General features: G+C 71.4%; 19 protein-coding genes, 1 tRNA gene and 1 pseudogene. 3 read left to right on the top strand and 18 right to left on the bottom strand.

The genetic code is table 11. The annotated features are described in order from the left end of the window. Positions 1-121: 121 nt before the first annotated feature. The 13 genes from AB1460_RS31330 to AB1460_RS31270 all read right to left on the bottom strand — a co-directional run bounded on the left by AB1460_RS31330 (position 122) and on the right by AB1460_RS31270 (position 6625). Entirely contained in the window at positions 122-682 is a 561-nt protein-coding gene (locus AB1460_RS31330; RefSeq protein ID WP_368965689.1) for a hypothetical protein, read from the bottom strand. A 309-nt stretch (positions 683-991) separates the two neighbouring features. After that, on the bottom strand, positions 992-1195 hold the full coding sequence (locus AB1460_RS31325; protein ID WP_368965688.1) for a hypothetical protein: 204 nt from the start codon (positions 1193-1195) through the stop codon (positions 992-994). Then, on the bottom strand, positions 1192-1734 hold the full coding sequence (locus AB1460_RS31320; protein ID WP_368965687.1) for a hypothetical protein: 543 nt from the start codon (positions 1732-1734) through the stop codon (positions 1192-1194). Before AB1460_RS31320 ends, AB1460_RS31325 begins: the two co-directional genes overlap by 4 nt. 120 nt (positions 1735-1854) lie before the next feature. Next, positions 1855-2196 (bottom strand): hypothetical protein, encoded by a 342-nt coding sequence (locus AB1460_RS31315; protein WP_368965686.1) that lies wholly within the window; start codon positions 2194-2196, stop codon positions 1855-1857. Positions 2197-2259: 63 nt separating this feature from the next. Continuing rightward, positions 2260-2631 carry a hypothetical protein gene (locus tag AB1460_RS31310; RefSeq protein ID WP_368965685.1) on the bottom strand — a complete coding sequence of 124 codons (372 nt, stop codon included), beginning with the start codon at positions 2629-2631 and terminating at the stop codon, positions 2260-2262. Positions 2632-2706: 75 nt separating this feature from the next. Beyond that, positions 2707-3177, bottom strand: coding sequence for a hypothetical protein (locus tag AB1460_RS31305; RefSeq protein ID WP_368965684.1), 471 nt, complete (start codon positions 3175-3177; stop codon positions 2707-2709). A 78-nt stretch (positions 3178-3255) separates the two neighbouring features. After that, a complete protein-coding gene (locus AB1460_RS31300) occupies positions 3256-3444 on the bottom strand; it encodes a DUF6011 domain-containing protein (protein ID WP_368965691.1) in 189 nt (62 codons plus the stop codon). Between the two features lie 5 nt (positions 3445-3449). Beyond that, positions 3450-3641 (bottom strand): hypothetical protein, encoded by a 192-nt coding sequence (locus AB1460_RS31295; RefSeq protein ID WP_368965683.1) that lies wholly within the window; start codon positions 3639-3641, stop codon positions 3450-3452. Then, complete coding sequence (dnaB, locus tag AB1460_RS31290; RefSeq protein WP_368965682.1) at positions 3641-5005, bottom strand: replicative DNA helicase; 1365 nt, start codon at positions 5003-5005, stop codon at positions 3641-3643. Before dnaB ends, AB1460_RS31295 begins: the two co-directional genes overlap by 1 nt. Then, complete coding sequence (locus AB1460_RS31285) at positions 4963-5826, bottom strand: hypothetical protein (protein WP_368965681.1); 864 nt, start codon at positions 5824-5826, stop codon at positions 4963-4965. The genes dnaB and AB1460_RS31285 overlap by 43 nt, the downstream gene beginning before the upstream one ends. 1 nt (position 5827) lies before the next feature. Next, positions 5828-6088, bottom strand: coding sequence for a hypothetical protein (locus AB1460_RS31280; protein WP_368965680.1), 261 nt, complete (start codon positions 6086-6088; stop codon positions 5828-5830). A gap of 49 nt (positions 6089-6137) precedes the next feature. After that, positions 6138-6395 carry a hypothetical protein gene (locus AB1460_RS31275; RefSeq protein ID WP_368965679.1) on the bottom strand — a complete coding sequence of 86 codons (258 nt, stop codon included), beginning with the start codon at positions 6393-6395 and terminating at the stop codon, positions 6138-6140. Next, positions 6392-6625 carry a helix-turn-helix transcriptional regulator gene (locus tag AB1460_RS31270; protein ID WP_420497423.1) on the bottom strand — a complete coding sequence of 78 codons (234 nt, stop codon included), beginning with the start codon at positions 6623-6625 and terminating at the stop codon, positions 6392-6394. The genes AB1460_RS31275 and AB1460_RS31270 overlap by 4 nt, the downstream gene beginning before the upstream one ends. 157 nt (positions 6626-6782) lie before the next feature. Between AB1460_RS31270 and AB1460_RS31265 the strand changes: the two genes are divergently transcribed. Further along, a complete protein-coding gene (locus AB1460_RS31265) occupies positions 6783-7721 on the top strand; it encodes a hypothetical protein (protein WP_368965678.1) in 939 nt (312 codons plus the stop codon). Between the two features lie 322 nt (positions 7722-8043). Here AB1460_RS31265 and AB1460_RS31260 read toward each other — a convergent pair whose 3' ends face one another. Continuing rightward, the gene (locus tag AB1460_RS31260) at positions 8044-8382 is read right to left on the bottom strand and encodes a hypothetical protein (RefSeq protein WP_368965677.1); all 339 of its coding nucleotides are present in this window, start codon (positions 8380-8382) and stop codon (positions 8044-8046) included. Between AB1460_RS31260 and AB1460_RS31255 the strand changes: the two are divergent. Continuing rightward, positions 8369-9067: pseudogene (locus AB1460_RS31255) on the top strand (site-specific integrase); the annotation flags it as partial. The gene AB1460_RS31260 and the pseudogene AB1460_RS31255 sit on opposite strands and share 14 nt — an antisense overlap. A gap of 235 nt (positions 9068-9302) precedes the next feature. Here the strand turns inward: AB1460_RS31255 and AB1460_RS31250 are convergent. The 4 genes from AB1460_RS31250 to AB1460_RS31235 form a co-directional block, all read right to left on the bottom strand. Beyond that, positions 9303-9392 (bottom strand) — tRNA-Ser (locus tag AB1460_RS31250). 203 nt (positions 9393-9595) lie between these two features. Further along, positions 9596-11989: a [protein-PII] uridylyltransferase gene (locus AB1460_RS31245; protein WP_368965676.1), complete on the bottom strand. Its 2394-nt coding sequence runs from the start codon at positions 11987-11989 to the stop codon at positions 9596-9598. Between the two features lie 248 nt (positions 11990-12237). Next, positions 12238-12576 carry a P-II family nitrogen regulator gene (locus AB1460_RS31240; RefSeq protein WP_368965675.1) on the bottom strand — a complete coding sequence of 113 codons (339 nt, stop codon included), beginning with the start codon at positions 12574-12576 and terminating at the stop codon, positions 12238-12240. Next, positions 12573-13859, bottom strand: coding sequence for an ammonium transporter (locus tag AB1460_RS31235; protein ID WP_368965674.1), 1287 nt, complete (start codon positions 13857-13859; stop codon positions 12573-12575). Before AB1460_RS31235 ends, AB1460_RS31240 begins: the two co-directional genes overlap by 4 nt. A gap of 471 nt (positions 13860-14330) precedes the next feature. Between AB1460_RS31235 and AB1460_RS31230 the strand changes: the two genes are divergently transcribed. Beyond that, positions 14331-15263 (top strand): coiled-coil domain-containing protein (locus tag AB1460_RS31230; protein WP_368965673.1); only part of this gene is annotated, 933 nt, incomplete at its 3' end.

Below are 15263 nucleotides of genomic sequence, written 5' to 3'. Positions count from 1 at the left end.
CTCACCGCCTGGCAGGCAGCCGTCAACGCCGACCAGCGACAGGTCAACTGGCACTTCACCACCGATGACGCCCGCACCAAACTCCGCCACCTATACCCCACACATTAGCGGCGACAGTCTACTAGGACCGGCTCCGGCGCGCTGCCGGCACCCGGGCCTCACCCGCGACCGCCTCAACCGCCTCACCCATCTCGAACAGCGCATCCGTCTCCACGGACGCGGTCGAAAGCTGGCTGACGCTGCCGGTGCTGACCGCGACCAGCCGCACCGACCGGTCCAGCTCTCCCCGCGTCTCCGAGATGGACCGAAGCTCAACCAGCAGCGGCGCGAGCTTCGGCACCAGCCCTGCCGCGAGACTGCGGACCTGGTCGACCAGCTCCGCTTCCCGCGCCGCCAGCGCCTCCGAGACCGGCCCGGCGATCTTCGCCCCGGCCGTCCGGAACTGGCCGGTGAGCTCGTGACGCTTCGCCGTGTAAAAGCCCTCGGTTTCCTGCCACGGGGCGACCTGCGGCGCCACGGGTACCGGTTCGGCGTTCGCGATCGCATCCTCGACCGCGGCACGGTAGTTGGCCTGGACGGCCTCCCATTTCGCCCGGGCCTTCGTCTTCGCCGCGTCGTGCTCGTCGTACCGGGCCTGGACGGCCTGCCATTCGGCGGTGCCGGTGAGCAGCTCGTGAAGCATGTCGTGATCCTTTCGATGGTGGTTTACAGGTCCAGGGCGGCCGACCCGGCGGGCCGCGCCGCCGCGGTGTTCGGGTGGCCTGCCGTCCGCCTGGTGGTGCGGCCTGGCGGCGATGCGGCGCGCGCGCCCGGTTGAGACCCTCCATGGGTCGGCGGGATTCGAGACCCTCCATGGGTCTGCGTCCATGGGGTCGACGCCGACACCGTCCGTCCATGGGGTCGGGCCGACTCATGGGGTTCATCCATGGGTCTGACCCGAAACGCTTCATCCATGGGTCGCACGGGCCGCGACCCGTCCCGGCAGGCAGGCTCAGCACAGGGTGTGCTCGTCGATGCCGACCAGCCGGTACACGACCAGGCCGGCCGGCCCGGCGACGGTCAGCACCAGCACCGGCTGTCCGTCCTGCTCCCGGTCGGTGCGGAGGAACGCCCCGGACGTGGTCGACCCCCACAGTCGGCGGCCCCACTCGGACGGGAGCAACGCCGCCGCGGCGATCGACCACGGGCTCGTCACGCCTGTACCGCGGCCAGCTCGGTGCGGACGGCGGCCCGGACCTGCAAGTCGTCGATGTCCAGCCCCAACCGGCGCACCACTGCGGTGATGACCTGGACAAGGGTGTTCGCCTGCTGCTCGGAGATCGACGCCAACCGGCTATCGATCTTCAGTCGGGCGATGTCTCCGAGGATCTTCCCGGACCGGTCGAGGGCCCGTTCGTACACGGCAAGGTGTGCGTCCGGGCCGTCCGTGGCGTTGAGATCGGCGACCAGGTCCCGGGCAAGGTCTTTCATCCCGAGGATCTCGCCGGCGAGCGTGAGCAGTTCGTTGAACGGGTCTCCGACCGGGGTGATGTCGTAGCCGGCGAGAACGCCGCGGAGTCCGGCGTCCGCGGTGCGTTCGGCGGCTTTCGCCTTGACGGTCGGGGCGCTGCCGCCGTGCATCCGGCAGACGGTCCCGCCGCGGACGGGCGGGTTGCGGCAGGGCTTGCCTGCCAGGTCTGGCCGCTGCCGTCCCGAGCAGGTCGCGGTGCACCGTCCGGGCGATGGAAGGGTCATGGGGTTCCTCTTCGTGGAAGGGTCGGGCTGACCGGAAGGGGGCCTGGTTCGATCCCCTGGTTCGTCGAACGGGGTGCTGCGGCGACGTGGGGGCTCATGGGGTCGGGGGTGTTCGGTCGGTTATGTGTTCGGCTGGTCGGCCGGTTCCGTAAGTCCGGTGAGGCGGGCGGCGGCGTCGGGGTCGAGGGGGATCCGCCAGCGTCCGCGGTCGTTCGGCGCGTAGCCGAGTGCGCGTAGCTCCGCCTCGTCGAGGCACTGCCGGTTGCCGATGGGGCCGGTGTGGTGGGTATCGAACCCGCCGATGCTGGCGAAGGTGAGGTGGCAGGTCGGGCAGTGCGCGGCGCTGGTACCGATGGGCCAGCGTGTGGTGCAGCCGCCGCATCCGGCTGTCTGCCCGTTGCTGGTGCCAGGTACGGCGGTGGAGGGGCGTAGGGCGGTGGGGGTAGGGGTGAGTGTGGGCATGTGGATCATCAGGTTTCCCGGGGGTTGGGCCCGCCGCGGCCGTCACCGCGGCGGGCGGGGCGGTCAGATGCGGGTGGCCAGCTCGGTGAGGTCGAGCAGGTCGGACAGCCGGGTGGTCAGGTCGCGGGCGGCGTCGAGGTCGGATTCCCAGACGAGCTGGCCGTCGTTGAACAGCGCGACGTACGTGGTGTGGCCGCGGCGGGTCGCGACGGCGCGCAGGGTGCCGTCCTCGTCGAGCTGGGCCTCACCGAGGGGAACCGCGGGGGCGAAGTCCTCGGGCTTGGGGTACGGGTTCCCGCTCGCCCAGTAGGAGTTCAGGTTCAGCACGAGCTGCGCCAGGTCGGCCGGGGTGCAGTCCTGCGGGTCCTTGCTGAGGTGCATGCGGGTGATGCCGCGGAGACCCTCGAAGTCAGGGTGGCTGCGGATGTCGTCCATGGGAAGCTCCTTGTGGTTGATGTGCCGGTGGCGGCGCCGTGGGGTCCACCACGGCGCCGCTCGGCGTTGGTGGGGTCAGGCGGTGGGGACGGGCCGGAGAGCGGGCCGCGGGGGCTCGTCGCAGTCGCTGGGTTCCGGCACGTAGCCGGGCGAGTAGCAGTAGCTCGGGTTGCCGTGGTCGACCCGCGCGGTGGGATCGACGGTGCCCGCGACGAGTGCCACGACGGCCCGATGGAACTTGCTCGCGAGCCGCTCTCGGGTGTCCGTCTCAAAGAGCAGGAACCGCACGGCGGGCGGGCTGTATCGGCCGTCCGATCCGGCGAACTGCGCGGCAAGGGTGTCCAGTGAGGTGTGCCAGTCGGTCAGCATCCGGACGAACTGCCGGGCCGTGTCGACGTCGAGTCCGCCGGGCGGGTTGTCCGGATACAGCTCGATGATCGTCTCCGGCCCGAACATGTCGAACGAGTCGGGAATGCCGTCGATGGCGTCGGCGTACTGGCGGGCGTAGGCCAGTTCCGCGCTGGTGAGGCCGTCGGTCGGGTACATGGTGATCGTCTCCTTGGTCTCGTCTGGTGATGGCCGGTCGCGCTCCCGCCGGCGGGCCGCGCGCCGTGGGCCTGGCGGTCACTCGTCCTCGTCGGTGAAGGTCAGCGTCAGCTGCGCCGTCGCCCTAGCCGCGACGTCCGCGAGCAGGCCGAGGTCAGCCGGGCGGAGGTGACGGGCACATCCGCTCCCGAGGCCGAGAGCGACGCTGCGCGGGTCGTACAGCGGCTTGCCGCACCGGCGGCATGCCGCGGTGTCGGGGGCGGGCATGGCGATCACGGCTGGTTCTCCTGGTTCTCGCCGGCGAGCCGGCGGAGCTTGCTGGCGTTGCGCAGATCGACGCCAGCGGCGCGGCGGGCCCGCTTGACCCGGTTCGCAGCACGGCGGGCGCTGGCACGGCGGCGGGCAGTGGCGATGGCGGCCTGGACCCGGGCAGCGGACTCGGCACGGAGAGCGGTGGCGTCCATCAGTTCGCCATGTCCACGAAGCGGGAGTAGTGGCCCTGGAACGCCACGGTGACCGTGCCCATCGGGCCGTTGCGGTTCTTCGCAACGATCAGATCGGCTTCGCCGGCCCGGGCGGAATTCGCCTCGATGGCGTCCTCGCGGTAGATCAGGATCACCATGTCGGCGTCCTGTTCGATGCTGCCGCTATCCCGGAGCTGGGAGAGCTGGGGCCTGTGATCCTTGGTCTGCTCGGCACCGCGGTTGAGCTGGGACAGCGCGATGACCGGGATACCGAGCTCACCGGCGAGCAGCTTCAGCGACCGGGAGATGGCGGAGACCTCCTGCTGCCGGTTCTCGCTCTTGCCCGCGGTCACCAGCAGCTGGAGATAGTCGACGACCAGCAGGGCCAGGCCGCCGCGGCGCTGCATCCGGCGGGCCCTGGTGCGGATCGTGGACACTGACAGGCCTGGGCTGGCGTCGATGTGCAGCGGGGCGTTCGCGATCTCACCGAGGCGGCGGCTGATCCGTGGCCAGTCGTCCCCGATCCGGCCGAGACGGATGCTCTGGAGCGATACCCGGGCTTCGGCGGACAGGAGCCGATCGTCGAGTTCGGGCCGGCTCATCTCCAGTGAGGCGAACAGGACCGGCAGGTCGTGGCGGATCGCCGCGGCGCGGGCGACGTCGAGGGCGAGCGTGGATTTCCCGACGGCCGGGCGGGCAGCGATGACGACGAGCTGTCCGGGCTGGAGTCCGCCGGTGAGCTCGTCGAGGTCGGTGAAGCCGGTGGGTACGCCGGTGAGGCCCTGGCCGTTCTCGCGGGCCTCGAGCCGGTCGAGGGTGGCCGTCAGGGTGGCGCCGATGGTGGTCGGGCCGTCGCTGGTGCTGTCGGCGTCGAGGAGTGCGGCGTGCATGACGGCGTCGATCTGCTCGGCGGCCGCGTCAGCGTCAGTGACGGTCTGGGCGATCTGCACCGCCCGGTGCCCCGCCTCGAGCATCCGGCGGCGGCGGGCGGGCGGCTTGACCACCTTGCGGGCGTAGTGGGTGGTGCTGCCTGCGGACGGGTTCTTGTCCAGCAGGGTGTGCAGGTAGTTGTGCCCGCCGACCTTTTCGAGCTCGTGACGCTGGGCAAGCTCACCGGCGACGGTGATGTGGTCGATGATCTCGCCGCGAGAGTGCAGGGCGAGCATGGCTTCGTAGATCAGGCGGTGCGCGGGCCGGTAGAAGTCCCCGGGCGTGAGGATCTCGCCGACGTCGCCGGCCAGGTCGGCGGATCGGAGGATGCCACCGAGTACGGCCTGTTCGGCGAAGAGGTCGTGCGGCGGGGTGGTGCTCAGGCTGTCGCTCACGCTGACCTTCCGATCGCGTCCGGGTGGCAGGTGGGGCATGGCTGGCCGTCGAGGACGCGCCAGCGTGGGTTGGTGCGGGCGGCTGGGTTGTCGTCACCGCACTTGCCGCACCAGGCGGGTAGCGACGGCGCCGCGGCGGTGCGCTGGGCGCGCCAGCGGGCGACGTGGGCGGGCAGGTCGCCGTTCTCAGCGACGGACCGCCACCACGCCGGGGTGCGCGGCCGGCAGTCCTCGGTTATCCAGTCGATGCAGTCTTTGATCTCTCTCTCGTCGTCGAGACCGGCGGCACGAAGGGCACGCTCGGCGACGGCATCCGCGAGAGAGAGAAGAGGGGTCTGAGGAGAAAGAGGAGTAGGGGTCACCTGCTGGGTGACCCTTTCGCACCCAGCAGGTGACCCATTCGCATCTGCTGGGTGACCCATTCCGGGAGATGGGTCACCTGCTGGATGACCCTCTTCGGCCGATTGGGTCACCTGCTGGGTGACCCTTACCTGGTAGGTGCAGTGCCCCTGCCGGCCGTCGTGTGGCGGGTCGGGGCACAGGTCCGGGATGCGGTACACCGCGTGCTGGCCGGGGTGGCCGCGCATCTCCCTGCCCCCGCGTTCGGCGTACTCCAGCACGCCCTTCCGCATCAGGGCACCGATCGCGTTCTTCCAGGTCCGCGGGGTCTTGTTCGCCCGCCGGATGATCCACACCTCGTGGACCGGCCCGAACGTCTCCCTCGTCTTGTCGTTCGCGTTCTCCGCCAGCACGAGGAGGTCGCGCATCTCTCCGACGGTGAGGCCAACGACCTCCTTGGTCTCGGGGTCTGTGACGTCCTGGTGGTGATCGAGAACCTCGACGATGATGCGGATCCCCACGTCAGGCACCGACCCGCCCCATCCGGGCGAGCTCGCCGGACCGCCGCCGGTCGGCGTGCGCCCGCTCATCAGCGGCCGTCCGCAACGGCCTGCCACCGCCCGCGGCCATCCGGCACAGCTGGATACGGAGGTGAGCAACCTCGACCTCGACGCGGGCCCGGCCCGTCGTACGCTTGTTCGGATCTGCGCCGTCGCCGTGCCGCTGATCTGCGAGAGCGCCGCCCTCCTGCCGGGGGCGGCCTCTTTCGTTCTGGGAGTTCACTCGATCGGTCCTCGGAGTCGTCGGCACGGGCACGGGTGGCGGCAAGGGCTCACCTGGTGCTCACCGGGCCGTCCGCGTCGGCGGGTTCGACTCCCAGCAGCGCCAGGATCGGCCGGGTCGGGACGATGTACCGGCAGCCATGGCGAATCACCGGCACGGGGAACTGGCCGTCGCGGATGAGCGCGCGGGCCTTCCACAGCCCCATCCCGAGCGCGCTGCCGGCGGTCTCGACGTCGACCGTCACGGGCAGCGCCCGGAGCTGGCGGGCGGTCCACTCGCCCCGCTTCGGCCGGAGGCGGGCTGTCACGCGGACACCCGCCGATCGGCCTCCGCCTGCTCCTGCTCAGCGAGCCACCGGTCAACCTCGGTCCGCCGATACAGCACGGTGTTGCCGACCTTGAAGCCCCGAGGGCCGTAGCCGCGGGTCCGCCAGTTCCTGATCGTCCCGGTCGTCTTGTGTAGCTCGACTGCCAGACCATCCATGGTCAGGAACTCCTGCCGGTGCTCCCGCTCCCCCACGTTCGCGGTGTCGTGCACAGCACCACCCTTCTCTCGTTGATGCTCGATCACCAACGTGAGAGCTAGTGAACCAGACGCCCCCCGCCAGTCGTCAAGTAGGGCCGGAGTTCCCAACACGTGCGGTATCGTCCGGCGCATGACACCGGATCACACCGACTCACGGCCACTGCGCGCGGTGATCGGTGAGGGCGTGCGCCGCGTACGCACAGCCAGGAAGGACGTCCGGCAAGACGACGTCGCCAAGGCGGCGCGTTCATTCGGACTCCGCTGGGACTACTCGCGTGTGGCCGCTCTAGAGCGTGGCGAAAAGGCGATCGACGCGGAGGAGCTGGCCCTGCTCCCCCGGATCCTCACGGTCGCGTGCACCCGGCCGGTGAAGCTGCCAGACCTGATCGACCCGAACGTCTGGGTCGAAGTTGGCGCCCTGGTCATGCCCGGTTCGGACCTAGTCAAGATCTACGGCGGGCAGTCTGAACTCAGAGCGCAGGTCTCGCACAAAAGCCCCGATGGCTGGACTCGGCGCAGCGCCGAAGTCATGCGGGCATGGGAGGACCGCGACCGACTCATGCAGCTCGGCGCCATCGCCGAGGGCACCGAGCACTACGACCTTCACGCCCTGGTCGCGGCCGTGACCGTCGGCCTCACCGAGGAACGCACCGCTCGCCGCATCGGCGAACGGCCCCTGGTCGTCGCCTACCTATCCCGCATCCTGTGGGGCCGGCCGCTCGGCGAGCAGCGAGACCGGCTGGTCTCGGAACGGGCCGACGCCGGGGAGGACCCGGCACGGCTACGTGCGCTGCGCGGCCGGGTTACCCGGCAGCTCGTCGACGAGATGGCCGCGGAGATCAAACGACGGGAAGCGCACAGCGACCTGTACGCCCGCCTTACCCGCCTGGCCGAGGAATGGGCGTGGCATCAGCAGCAAGTGCACGACGTGCTCGGCACGCCCGCCCCCGACCGGAGACCCGTCGAGGGCATCGAGCGCGACCTGATCGCCGTCCGCGACCAGTTCCGTGAGGCCGGTCTGCCGTTGCCGCCTCCACTGGCCGGCTTCCCAGATTCCAAGGCCGGTGCTGCTGACGGCGCCGAACAGGTGAGCGAGGACACCGAGTGAAGATCACCGCGAAGCACCGGTGCGGGTGCCGCGACCCGGAGACCAAGACCAAGTACCCGGCCGGCACCTGCCCCGACCGGACCAAGCGCGGGCACGGGTTCTACTCCGGCGAGTTCCGCGTCCCGGCCGAGCTCGCCGCCCTGGCCGGCACGGACCGGGTCCGGTTCCGCGGCGAGACCCGCAAGGAAGCCGAGGATGACGGCGACCGGAAGTGGGCAGCGATCCGCGCCGGTCAGCAGCACATCGGCGACCTGACCGCCGGCGACTACCTCGACCAGTGGTTCGCGGGGAAGCGGGCGTTGCGCCCGGGGACACGGCGCCGCTACGGCGACTTCGTGACCCATCTGAAGCCGTGGCTCAGTGACATCCCGCTCGGTGGGCTGCGTTCCCACCACGTCGACCAGGCGCTACGCCGCATCGAGGAGACCACCGCGACCCGGCCCCGGCCGGTCGGCCCGGCGACGCTGAAGGACATCCACGACATGCTGAAGACCGCACTGAACGACGCGGTCCGCCAGCGGATGATCCCGTTCAATCCGGCGATCGGGGTGGAGCTCCCGGAGTACACCGCGCCGGAGGTCGAGCCGTGGGAAGCCGAGGAGGTCGGGGTGTTCCTGGCCGAGGCCGCCGACGACCGGCTCAGCGCGATGTGGGAGCTCATCGCGTTGCACGGTCTGCGCCGTGGGGAGGCCTGCGGGGCCACCTGGGAGGGCCTGGACGAGGTCCGGTCGGTGTTGACGGTCAGCCAACAGATAACAGGCACTGCCCGCGAGATGGGGGTGTGGGCGCCGAAGACGCGGTCAGGCAAGCGGAAGGTCGACCTCGACGCCACCACGCTCGGGAGGCTGGTGTTCGACCACCGGCCGGTCCAGGACGACGAACGCGAGACCGTCGGAGCGGCATGGGACAACGGCGTGTTGCCAGATGACCAGGGCCGCCCCGTCCAGCTCCGCGACCTGATGTTCACCCGGCCGGACGGCCGGCATCTGGATCCGCAGTGGGTGACTCGGCGGATGCAGCAGATCGCGCGGAACGCGGGCCTGTGTACCTCGGTGCGGGAGGTGGCGGCGGCCGGGGCCGAGGCACTGGTCGTGGGTGTGCGCCGCGCCGCGCCGATCGGCGAATGGACGTTGTACGTCGACCGGGAACCGGCCGGGCAGGTGCGGGTGGTCGAGGTCGAGCAGATGCGCGGCAGCCGCGCACGGCTGCACCTGGCCGAGCCGCTGCCGGTCGCCGTCGAGGTCGGGGCCGAGCTCGGCCGGGACCTGCTCTCCCCGCGGCGGCTGCACGACCTGCGGCACTCGTCGGCGTCGATCCAACTGGCGGCGGGCATCGACCTGGCGCTCGTGTCCAAGCGGCTCGGTCACTCGTCGTCGTCGATCACGGCGAACCTGTACGTCCATCTGCTGCGGTCGGCGGGGCAGCAGGCGGCGGAGACGGTGGCCGCTGCGATCCCCCGTCCGACGCGACGTCCTCACCATGTCCTCACCAGCGATGGTGAGAGCTCGGGGATTTCAGAGGGTGTAAGAGAAGTGCCAGGTCAGAGGCCCGTCCGTACTGGACGGGCCCGACCACGAAGGGCGGAGGCTCGGGGATTTGAACCCCGGATGGGCTGTAGACCCAAACCGCATTAGCAGTGCGGCGCCATAGACCGGACTAGGCGAAGCCTCCTGAAGGTGCGTCCCAATCATAGCGCCCCGGCCAGCGGACCTGACCCCAGCCCTCCCGTGCCGAGCGCGACACGCCTGACCGGGGGCGGCCGAGGGCGGCCGTCCACCCGCTCGCCTCGGGGCACGCCGGCCATCCTGGCTGGCAACAGTGGTCCGCGGTCGTCGGCCGACGACCGTTCCGGCCTCCCCGGCGTGCCCTGGCCGCTACGAGGCCACGCTGGCCTCGTTTGCCGTGAGCGCGGCCAGGATCGCGGACGACACCTCGGCCCGCCGCTCGATACTCAGCGTCGACACCGACTGGCCCGTTCGGGTGGTGGAGCCCGTCCCGGCGGTGAGATCCGGCCCGGCTGGTTGGCCCGCCGTGGCGGCCGGGTCCTCGATGTAGAAGGCGTCGACGACGTCCAGGCCGAGGGTGGCGACGATGGCGGTACGGACGTCCAGGCCGACCTCCGCGAGCGCGCGGGCGATGCGGTGCAGCACGCCCGCGCGGTCAGGGGCGCGCACCTCGACGACGGTCACCGAGCCCGAGTCGTCGAAGATGACCTGCGGTGGTCCGGGCGTGTTCCTCCGGCGGGCCGCGGCGTAGTCCTGTTCGCGTCCCGCGAGGCGCGCCGTGACGTCGAGGCCGCCGGTGAGGGCGCCACGCAGGTCCTCCTGAAGGCGCCGCTGGTCCGGGCGCTCCCCGTGCGGCGCGGCGACGGCGGCCTGGAGCAGGGACCGGCCGCCGGAGCTGCGGGCCGAGGCGCGGCGGACGTCCAGCCGGCTGAGCGCGAGCACGCCGGCGGTGGTGGCGAGGAGACCGACCCGGTCGTCGGCGGTGACGACCACGATCTCGAACATGGCGTCGTCCGGGAGTGGGTTGACCTGCACCGTGAGGTCCGCAGGGAGGGCGAGCAGGGCGGCCTGGCGCTCGCTGAGCGCCGGCGGGCAGGGCGGTTCCCGGCCGTCGAGCACGGCGGTGGCGCGGTGCACGAGGTCGGAGACGAGGCGCGCCTTCCAGGCGTTCCAGGCGGTCGGGCCGGTGGCCTGGGCGTCGGCTTCGGTGAGCCGGTGCAGCAGTGTGAGGACGCGGACGCTGCCCGCCGCAGTGGCGACTGATTCGATCGTGACGGGGTCGTCGATGTCCCGCCGGGTGGCGGCCTCGGTGAGCAGCAGGTGGTGGCGGATCATCGCGAGGAGGACCTCGGTGTCCTCCGGGGGGAGGCCCAGCCGGGGGGCCAGCTCCCGCACGACCACGATGCCGGCGTCTGTGTGGTCGCCCGGGTATCCCTTGCCGATGTCGTGCAGGAGGGCGCCGAGCAGCAGGAGGTCCGGGCGGTCGACGTCCCGGGTGTGGGTGGCGGCCCGCGCGGCGGCCTCGATCAGGTGCCGGTCGACGGTGTAGCGGTGGTAGGGGTTGCGCTGCGGGCGGCTGCGCACCGCCGCCCACTCGGGGATCAGCCGGACGAGCAGCCCGACCTGGTCGAGGGACTCCAGCACCCCGATCGCCGCGTCACCGGTCGCCAGCAGGCTGACCAGATCGTCCCGCGCCGCCTCGGGCCACGGCGCCGGCATCTCCGGCGCCTCCTGACCGAGCCGGTCGATGGCGTAGCGGCCGAACGGGATGCCGGTGCGCGCCGCGGCGGCCGCCGCGCGCAGCACGAGGCCGGGGTCACTGGCGGGGTCGGCGTCCCGGGCCAGCTGGATCTCCCCGTCCTGCTCGACCACGCCCTCGTCCAGGGGGCGGCGGACCGGTCTGCGTAGCCGCGCCCCGATCTTCGACCGCTGCGCCGACGCCACCCGGTACCACGTCGTGTCCCAGGTCCAGGAGATCGCGCGGCCCGCCTCGGCGACGGCCCGGGAGAGCGCGACAGAGTCCGGGTAGCCCAGAGCGGCGGCGATCGTCTCGCCATCCTGGAGGAGGAGCCGGTCCTGCCCACGGCCCTGGCCGAGCCGGCGCACCTCTCCCCGGACGTCGAGCAGCACCCGGTAGGCCTCCCGCACCCGCTCCGGCGGCTCCTCGGCGACCCAGGCGGCGGCGAGTGCCTGCAGCGCGTGGACGTCGCGCATGCCGCCCCGGGAGTCCTTCAGGTCCGGTTCGAGGAGGAAGGCGGCCTCCCCGTTACGGCGGGCGCGCTCCGCGACCGATGCGGCGAGCTCGGGCAGCCGGCGCGGTGCCCGGGCCCGCCAGCGGGACCGGACCCGTTCGACGAGCTTCTCGGCAAGGGCCGCGTCGCCGCGGACCAGGCGGGCGTCGAGCAGGCCCATCGCCGCCTTCAGATCGGAGTCGGCGACGGACACCGCCTCGTCGACGGTGCGGACGCTGTGGTCCAGGCCGACTCCGGCGTCCCACAGGGGGTACCAGATGGCGTCGGCGAGCGCCGAGATGTCCCGGCGGCGGCCGTCGTGGAGGAGCACGAGGTCGAGGTCGCTGCCGAACGCGGGCTCGCGCCTCCCGTAGCCGCCGACGGCGAGCAGGGCGGTTCCGGGACCTGGTTCACCGACGAGCTCGGCAAGCGCGGCGTCGGCGAGGTCGGTCAGGCCGGCCCGCAGCGCCGGCCCGGTCACACCGGGAAAGGCATCCGCGCGGCCCCGCAGGGCCTGGAGTCTCGCGTCCACCGGCCACCCCTGTCCGTTCTGGTCCTCTGGTCGCCCCCCAGTCCCCCAGCCTGGCACTCCCGCACGCTTTCCGGCGCGCTGTCCGCAGATATGCAGCCGAGAACTCCCGGCCGCGACCGGCCGAAGCCGATCCTGATGACAGGACCGCCGCCACAACCAGCGACCGGCCGGACGCGGCCCCTGGTGACCGCGCCGAAACAAAAGGGGGCGCGCCGTGACAGGCGCGCCCCCAGATTGTTTTCGGCGGTTTACAGAGCGTCCGAGCCCCGTTCACCAGTCCGTACACGGACAACTGCCTCGACGGGTACCACCCAGACTTTCCCGTCACCGATCTTGCCGGTCTGTGCGGACGTCGTGATCGCACTGACGAGATCATCCACAGCCTCGTCGTCCACGAGGATCTCGATCTTGATTTTCGGGACGAAATCGACCTTGTACTCCGCACCGCGGTAGACCTCGGTGTGACCCTTCTGCCGCCCGTATCCCTGCACCTCGGAGATGGTCAGGCCATGGACGCCGAGACCCTCCAGCGCGGTCTTCACGTCGTCGACCTTGAACGGCTTGATCACTGCGGTCACGAGTTTCATGCCTGGACCTCCTCAGGGACCCGGGCCGCGGCGACGGTCTTGTGCCCGCTGCTGCTGCCGCCGATGGAGGTGAGCCGGTAGGCCGTCTCGCCGTGCAGCGCCTCGTCGAGGCCCTGCTCCTCCTCTTCCTCGGAGATCCGCAGGCCGATCGTGTACTTGATGGCCAGGGCGATCAGCGCGGTCACGACCGCGGAGTAGCCGAGGGTCGCGCCGATGGCCAGCGCCTGCTCGCCGACGACGCTCCAGGGACCGCCGTAGAACACGCCGTCCTTGCCCGCCTCGTTGGTGTCGAGGGTGGCGAAGAAGCCCGTGAGCAGCGCGCCGAGCACACCACCGACGAGGTGGACGGCGCCGACGTCGAGCGAGTCGTCGATGCCGACCTTGCCCTTGATCGAGGTCGCCAGGGCGCAGACAGCGCCGGCGATCAGACCGATGGCGATCGAGCCCATCGGGGAGACGAAACCGCAGGCAGGGGTGATGGCCACGAGGCCAGCGACCGCGCCCGAGGCAGCGCCGAGGGTGGTGGCCTTGCCGTCCCGCAGCACCTCGATCGCGATCCAGCCGAGGATGGCCACACCCGCCGCGATCTGGGTGTTGATCAGCGCGTAGGCCGCGACCTTGTTCGCGCCCAGCGCCGAGCCGGCGTTGAACCCGAACCAGCCAACCCACAGGATGGCGGTGCCCAGCAGTACGAACGGCACGTTGTGCGGACGGAAGTCGCCGCCCGGCCAGCCGCGCCGCCTGCCGAGGAACACCGCGAGCACGATCGCGGCGATACCGGCGTTCGCGTGGACGACGGTGCCGCCGGCGAAGTCGAGGGCGCCCCGCTCGAACAGCCAGCCGGAACCGGCCCACACCCAGTGCGCGATCGGCGAGTAGACGAAGATCGACCACAGCGTCACGAAGGCGGCGAAGGCGCTGAACTTCATCCGGTCCGCGCTCGACCCGGTGATCAGCGCCGGGGTGATGATCGCGAACATCATCTGGAAGGCGACGAACGCGACGTAGGGGATCGCGCCGTCACCGGCCGACAGGTCCTGGAGCGCGAAGAAGTCGAAACCGCCCCAGAAGCCGTTGCCCTCACCGAAGGCAAGGCTGAAGCCGATCACCGACCACACCAGGCTGATGAGGCCGATGGTGAAGAAGTTCTGCATCAGCATGCCGAGCACATTCTTCGCACGGACCATGCCGCCGTAGAAGAACGCCAGGCCGGGCGTCATGAAGAGCACGATCGCGGCACTGATCAGCACCCACGCGGTATCGCCCGAGCTCAATTCGTCCATGTCTCTCCTGTCATTCCCCCCGCGCCCACCGCGCGGACCTGCGCTACCCGGTCCCCGGCCACGCTGCGCTCGTCCCGGACCCTCCGGCCGAAGAGTCGATAAGATCTGTTCCGTCCTAGTGTCTATCCTGTTTCCGACATGTGAAATCGATTAATTGGGCGGTTCATGCGCGCCAGGCATGGGCTCCCAGTGGGCGTTCCGAGACCCTCCGTGGCGTTCGGCGTGCTTCCGTGACTGTACAACTGCACAGAGTTACGGTGCGGCGTCGTGACGGGTGTTCCGGCGGAGGGCTGGCATAGCGCCGGCAGCTCGCCCCACGAGACCAGCACTATCCCCCAATCGGGCATATCTACACCCGATTCATCCACGTCAGGTGGTATATCGGGTGTAGAGGACGGGAATGCGTACAACCCGGCGCCCGTCAGGAATCCGCGCGGCGCGCCCATAACGCCGGCCGGGAGTTCACGGAGCGTGCGCCCGGCTCTCGTCGCTCTGGTCGGCGTCCTGGCCGTCGGGCCCTCCCTGACCGGGATCGGCCCCGGTCCCGCCGCCGGGCTCGGGGCGGGCATCGCCCGGGCCGAGCCCGGCCCGCAGCCCCGCGACAGCGGCGGCGACAGCGGTAACGGCGGTGGCGGTGGCAGCGACAGCGGTAGCGGTAGCGGTAGCGGTCGCCAGGACGACGACCTCGGAGCCGTCACCGCGCAGATCGCGGCGACACGGGAGCGCATCGACGAACTCGGCCACCAGATGTCCGTGGCCGCCGAGCAGTACAACGCCGAGCGCATCCGCCTCGCCGAGGCTGACCGCGCCGCCGCCACGGCCCGCGAACGCCTCGAATCCGCCGACACGGCCGTGCGCGCCGCGGCCGCCCGGCACCGCGGGCTCGCAACCTCCGCCTACCGCTCACGCGGCCTCGAGCAACTCTCCATCCTGCTCACCGGCGACCCCCGCACCGCCCTCGACCGCGCCGGCGCGGTCGACGCGCTGTCCCGGCGGCAGCGGGCCGCCCAAGCCGACCTGCGCCTCGCCCGCCACGACCAGACCGAGGCGAGGGACACCGCCGACGAGACCCGCGCCAGCCGCCAGCGCCTCGTCGACTCGCTGGCCGGGCAGCGTCGGGCCCTCGAGGCCTCCGCGGCCGAGCAGCACGGCCTGCTGGACACGCTGATCGACCGGCAGGCCGAACTGGAGCGCGAGGCCCGCGAACGGGAGGCGGCCGCGCTGCGGGCCCGCCAGGCCGCCGAAGCCGCGGCCGCCGCCCACGCCGCCCGTGAGGCGGCCGCCGAACGGGAACGTCTCACCCGCGAGGCCGGCCTCGTCGCGACAGCAGGTTCCACCTTCGCCGCGGCCCCCGTCCTGCCCGCCCCACCACCCCCTGCCCCCTATACACATCACCCGCCCCCC

The organism is Parafrankia sp. FMc2, from assembly GCF_041008525.1.
In the GTDB taxonomy this organism is placed as follows: Bacteria; Actinomycetota; Actinomycetes; order Frankiales; family Frankiaceae; genus Parafrankia.
The sequence above is the reverse complement of the archived record's forward strand: the minus strand, read 5'-3'. Positions and strand labels throughout refer to the sequence as shown.

Coding starts and splice junctions, on each gene's coding strand:
- AB1460_RS31260 (WP_368965677.1), bottom strand. CDS start 8,382: ATGAGCTCCCACATCGCGCTGAGCCGGTCGTCGGCGGCCTCGGCCAGG.
- AB1460_RS31310 (WP_368965685.1), bottom strand. CDS start 2,631: ATGGACGACATCCGCAGCCACCCTGACTTCGAGGGTCTCCGCGGCATC.
- AB1460_RS31315 (WP_368965686.1), bottom strand. CDS start 2,196: ATGCCCACACTCACCCCTACCCCCACCGCCCTACGCCCCTCCACCGCC.
- dnaB (WP_368965682.1), bottom strand. CDS start 5,005: ATGCCCCACCTGCCACCCGGACGCGATCGGAAGGTCAGCGTGAGCGAC.
- AB1460_RS31320 (WP_368965687.1), bottom strand. CDS start 1,734: ATGACCCTTCCATCGCCCGGACGGTGCACCGCGACCTGCTCGGGACGG.
- AB1460_RS31330 (WP_368965689.1), bottom strand. CDS start 682: ATGCTTCACGAGCTGCTCACCGGCACCGCCGAATGGCAGGCCGTCCAG.
- AB1460_RS31295 (WP_368965683.1), bottom strand. CDS start 3,641: ATGGACGCCACCGCTCTCCGTGCCGAGTCCGCTGCCCGGGTCCAGGCC.
- AB1460_RS31240 (WP_368965675.1), bottom strand. CDS start 12,576: ATGAAACTCGTGACCGCAGTGATCAAGCCGTTCAAGGTCGACGACGTG.
- AB1460_RS31300 (WP_368965691.1), bottom strand. CDS start 3,444: ATGCCCGCCCCCGACACCGCGGCATGCCGCCGGTGCGGCAAGCCGCTG.
- AB1460_RS31305 (WP_368965684.1), bottom strand. CDS start 3,177: ATGTACCCGACCGACGGCCTCACCAGCGCGGAACTGGCCTACGCCCGC.
- AB1460_RS31235 (WP_368965674.1), bottom strand. CDS start 13,859: ATGGACGAATTGAGCTCGGGCGATACCGCGTGGGTGCTGATCAGTGCC.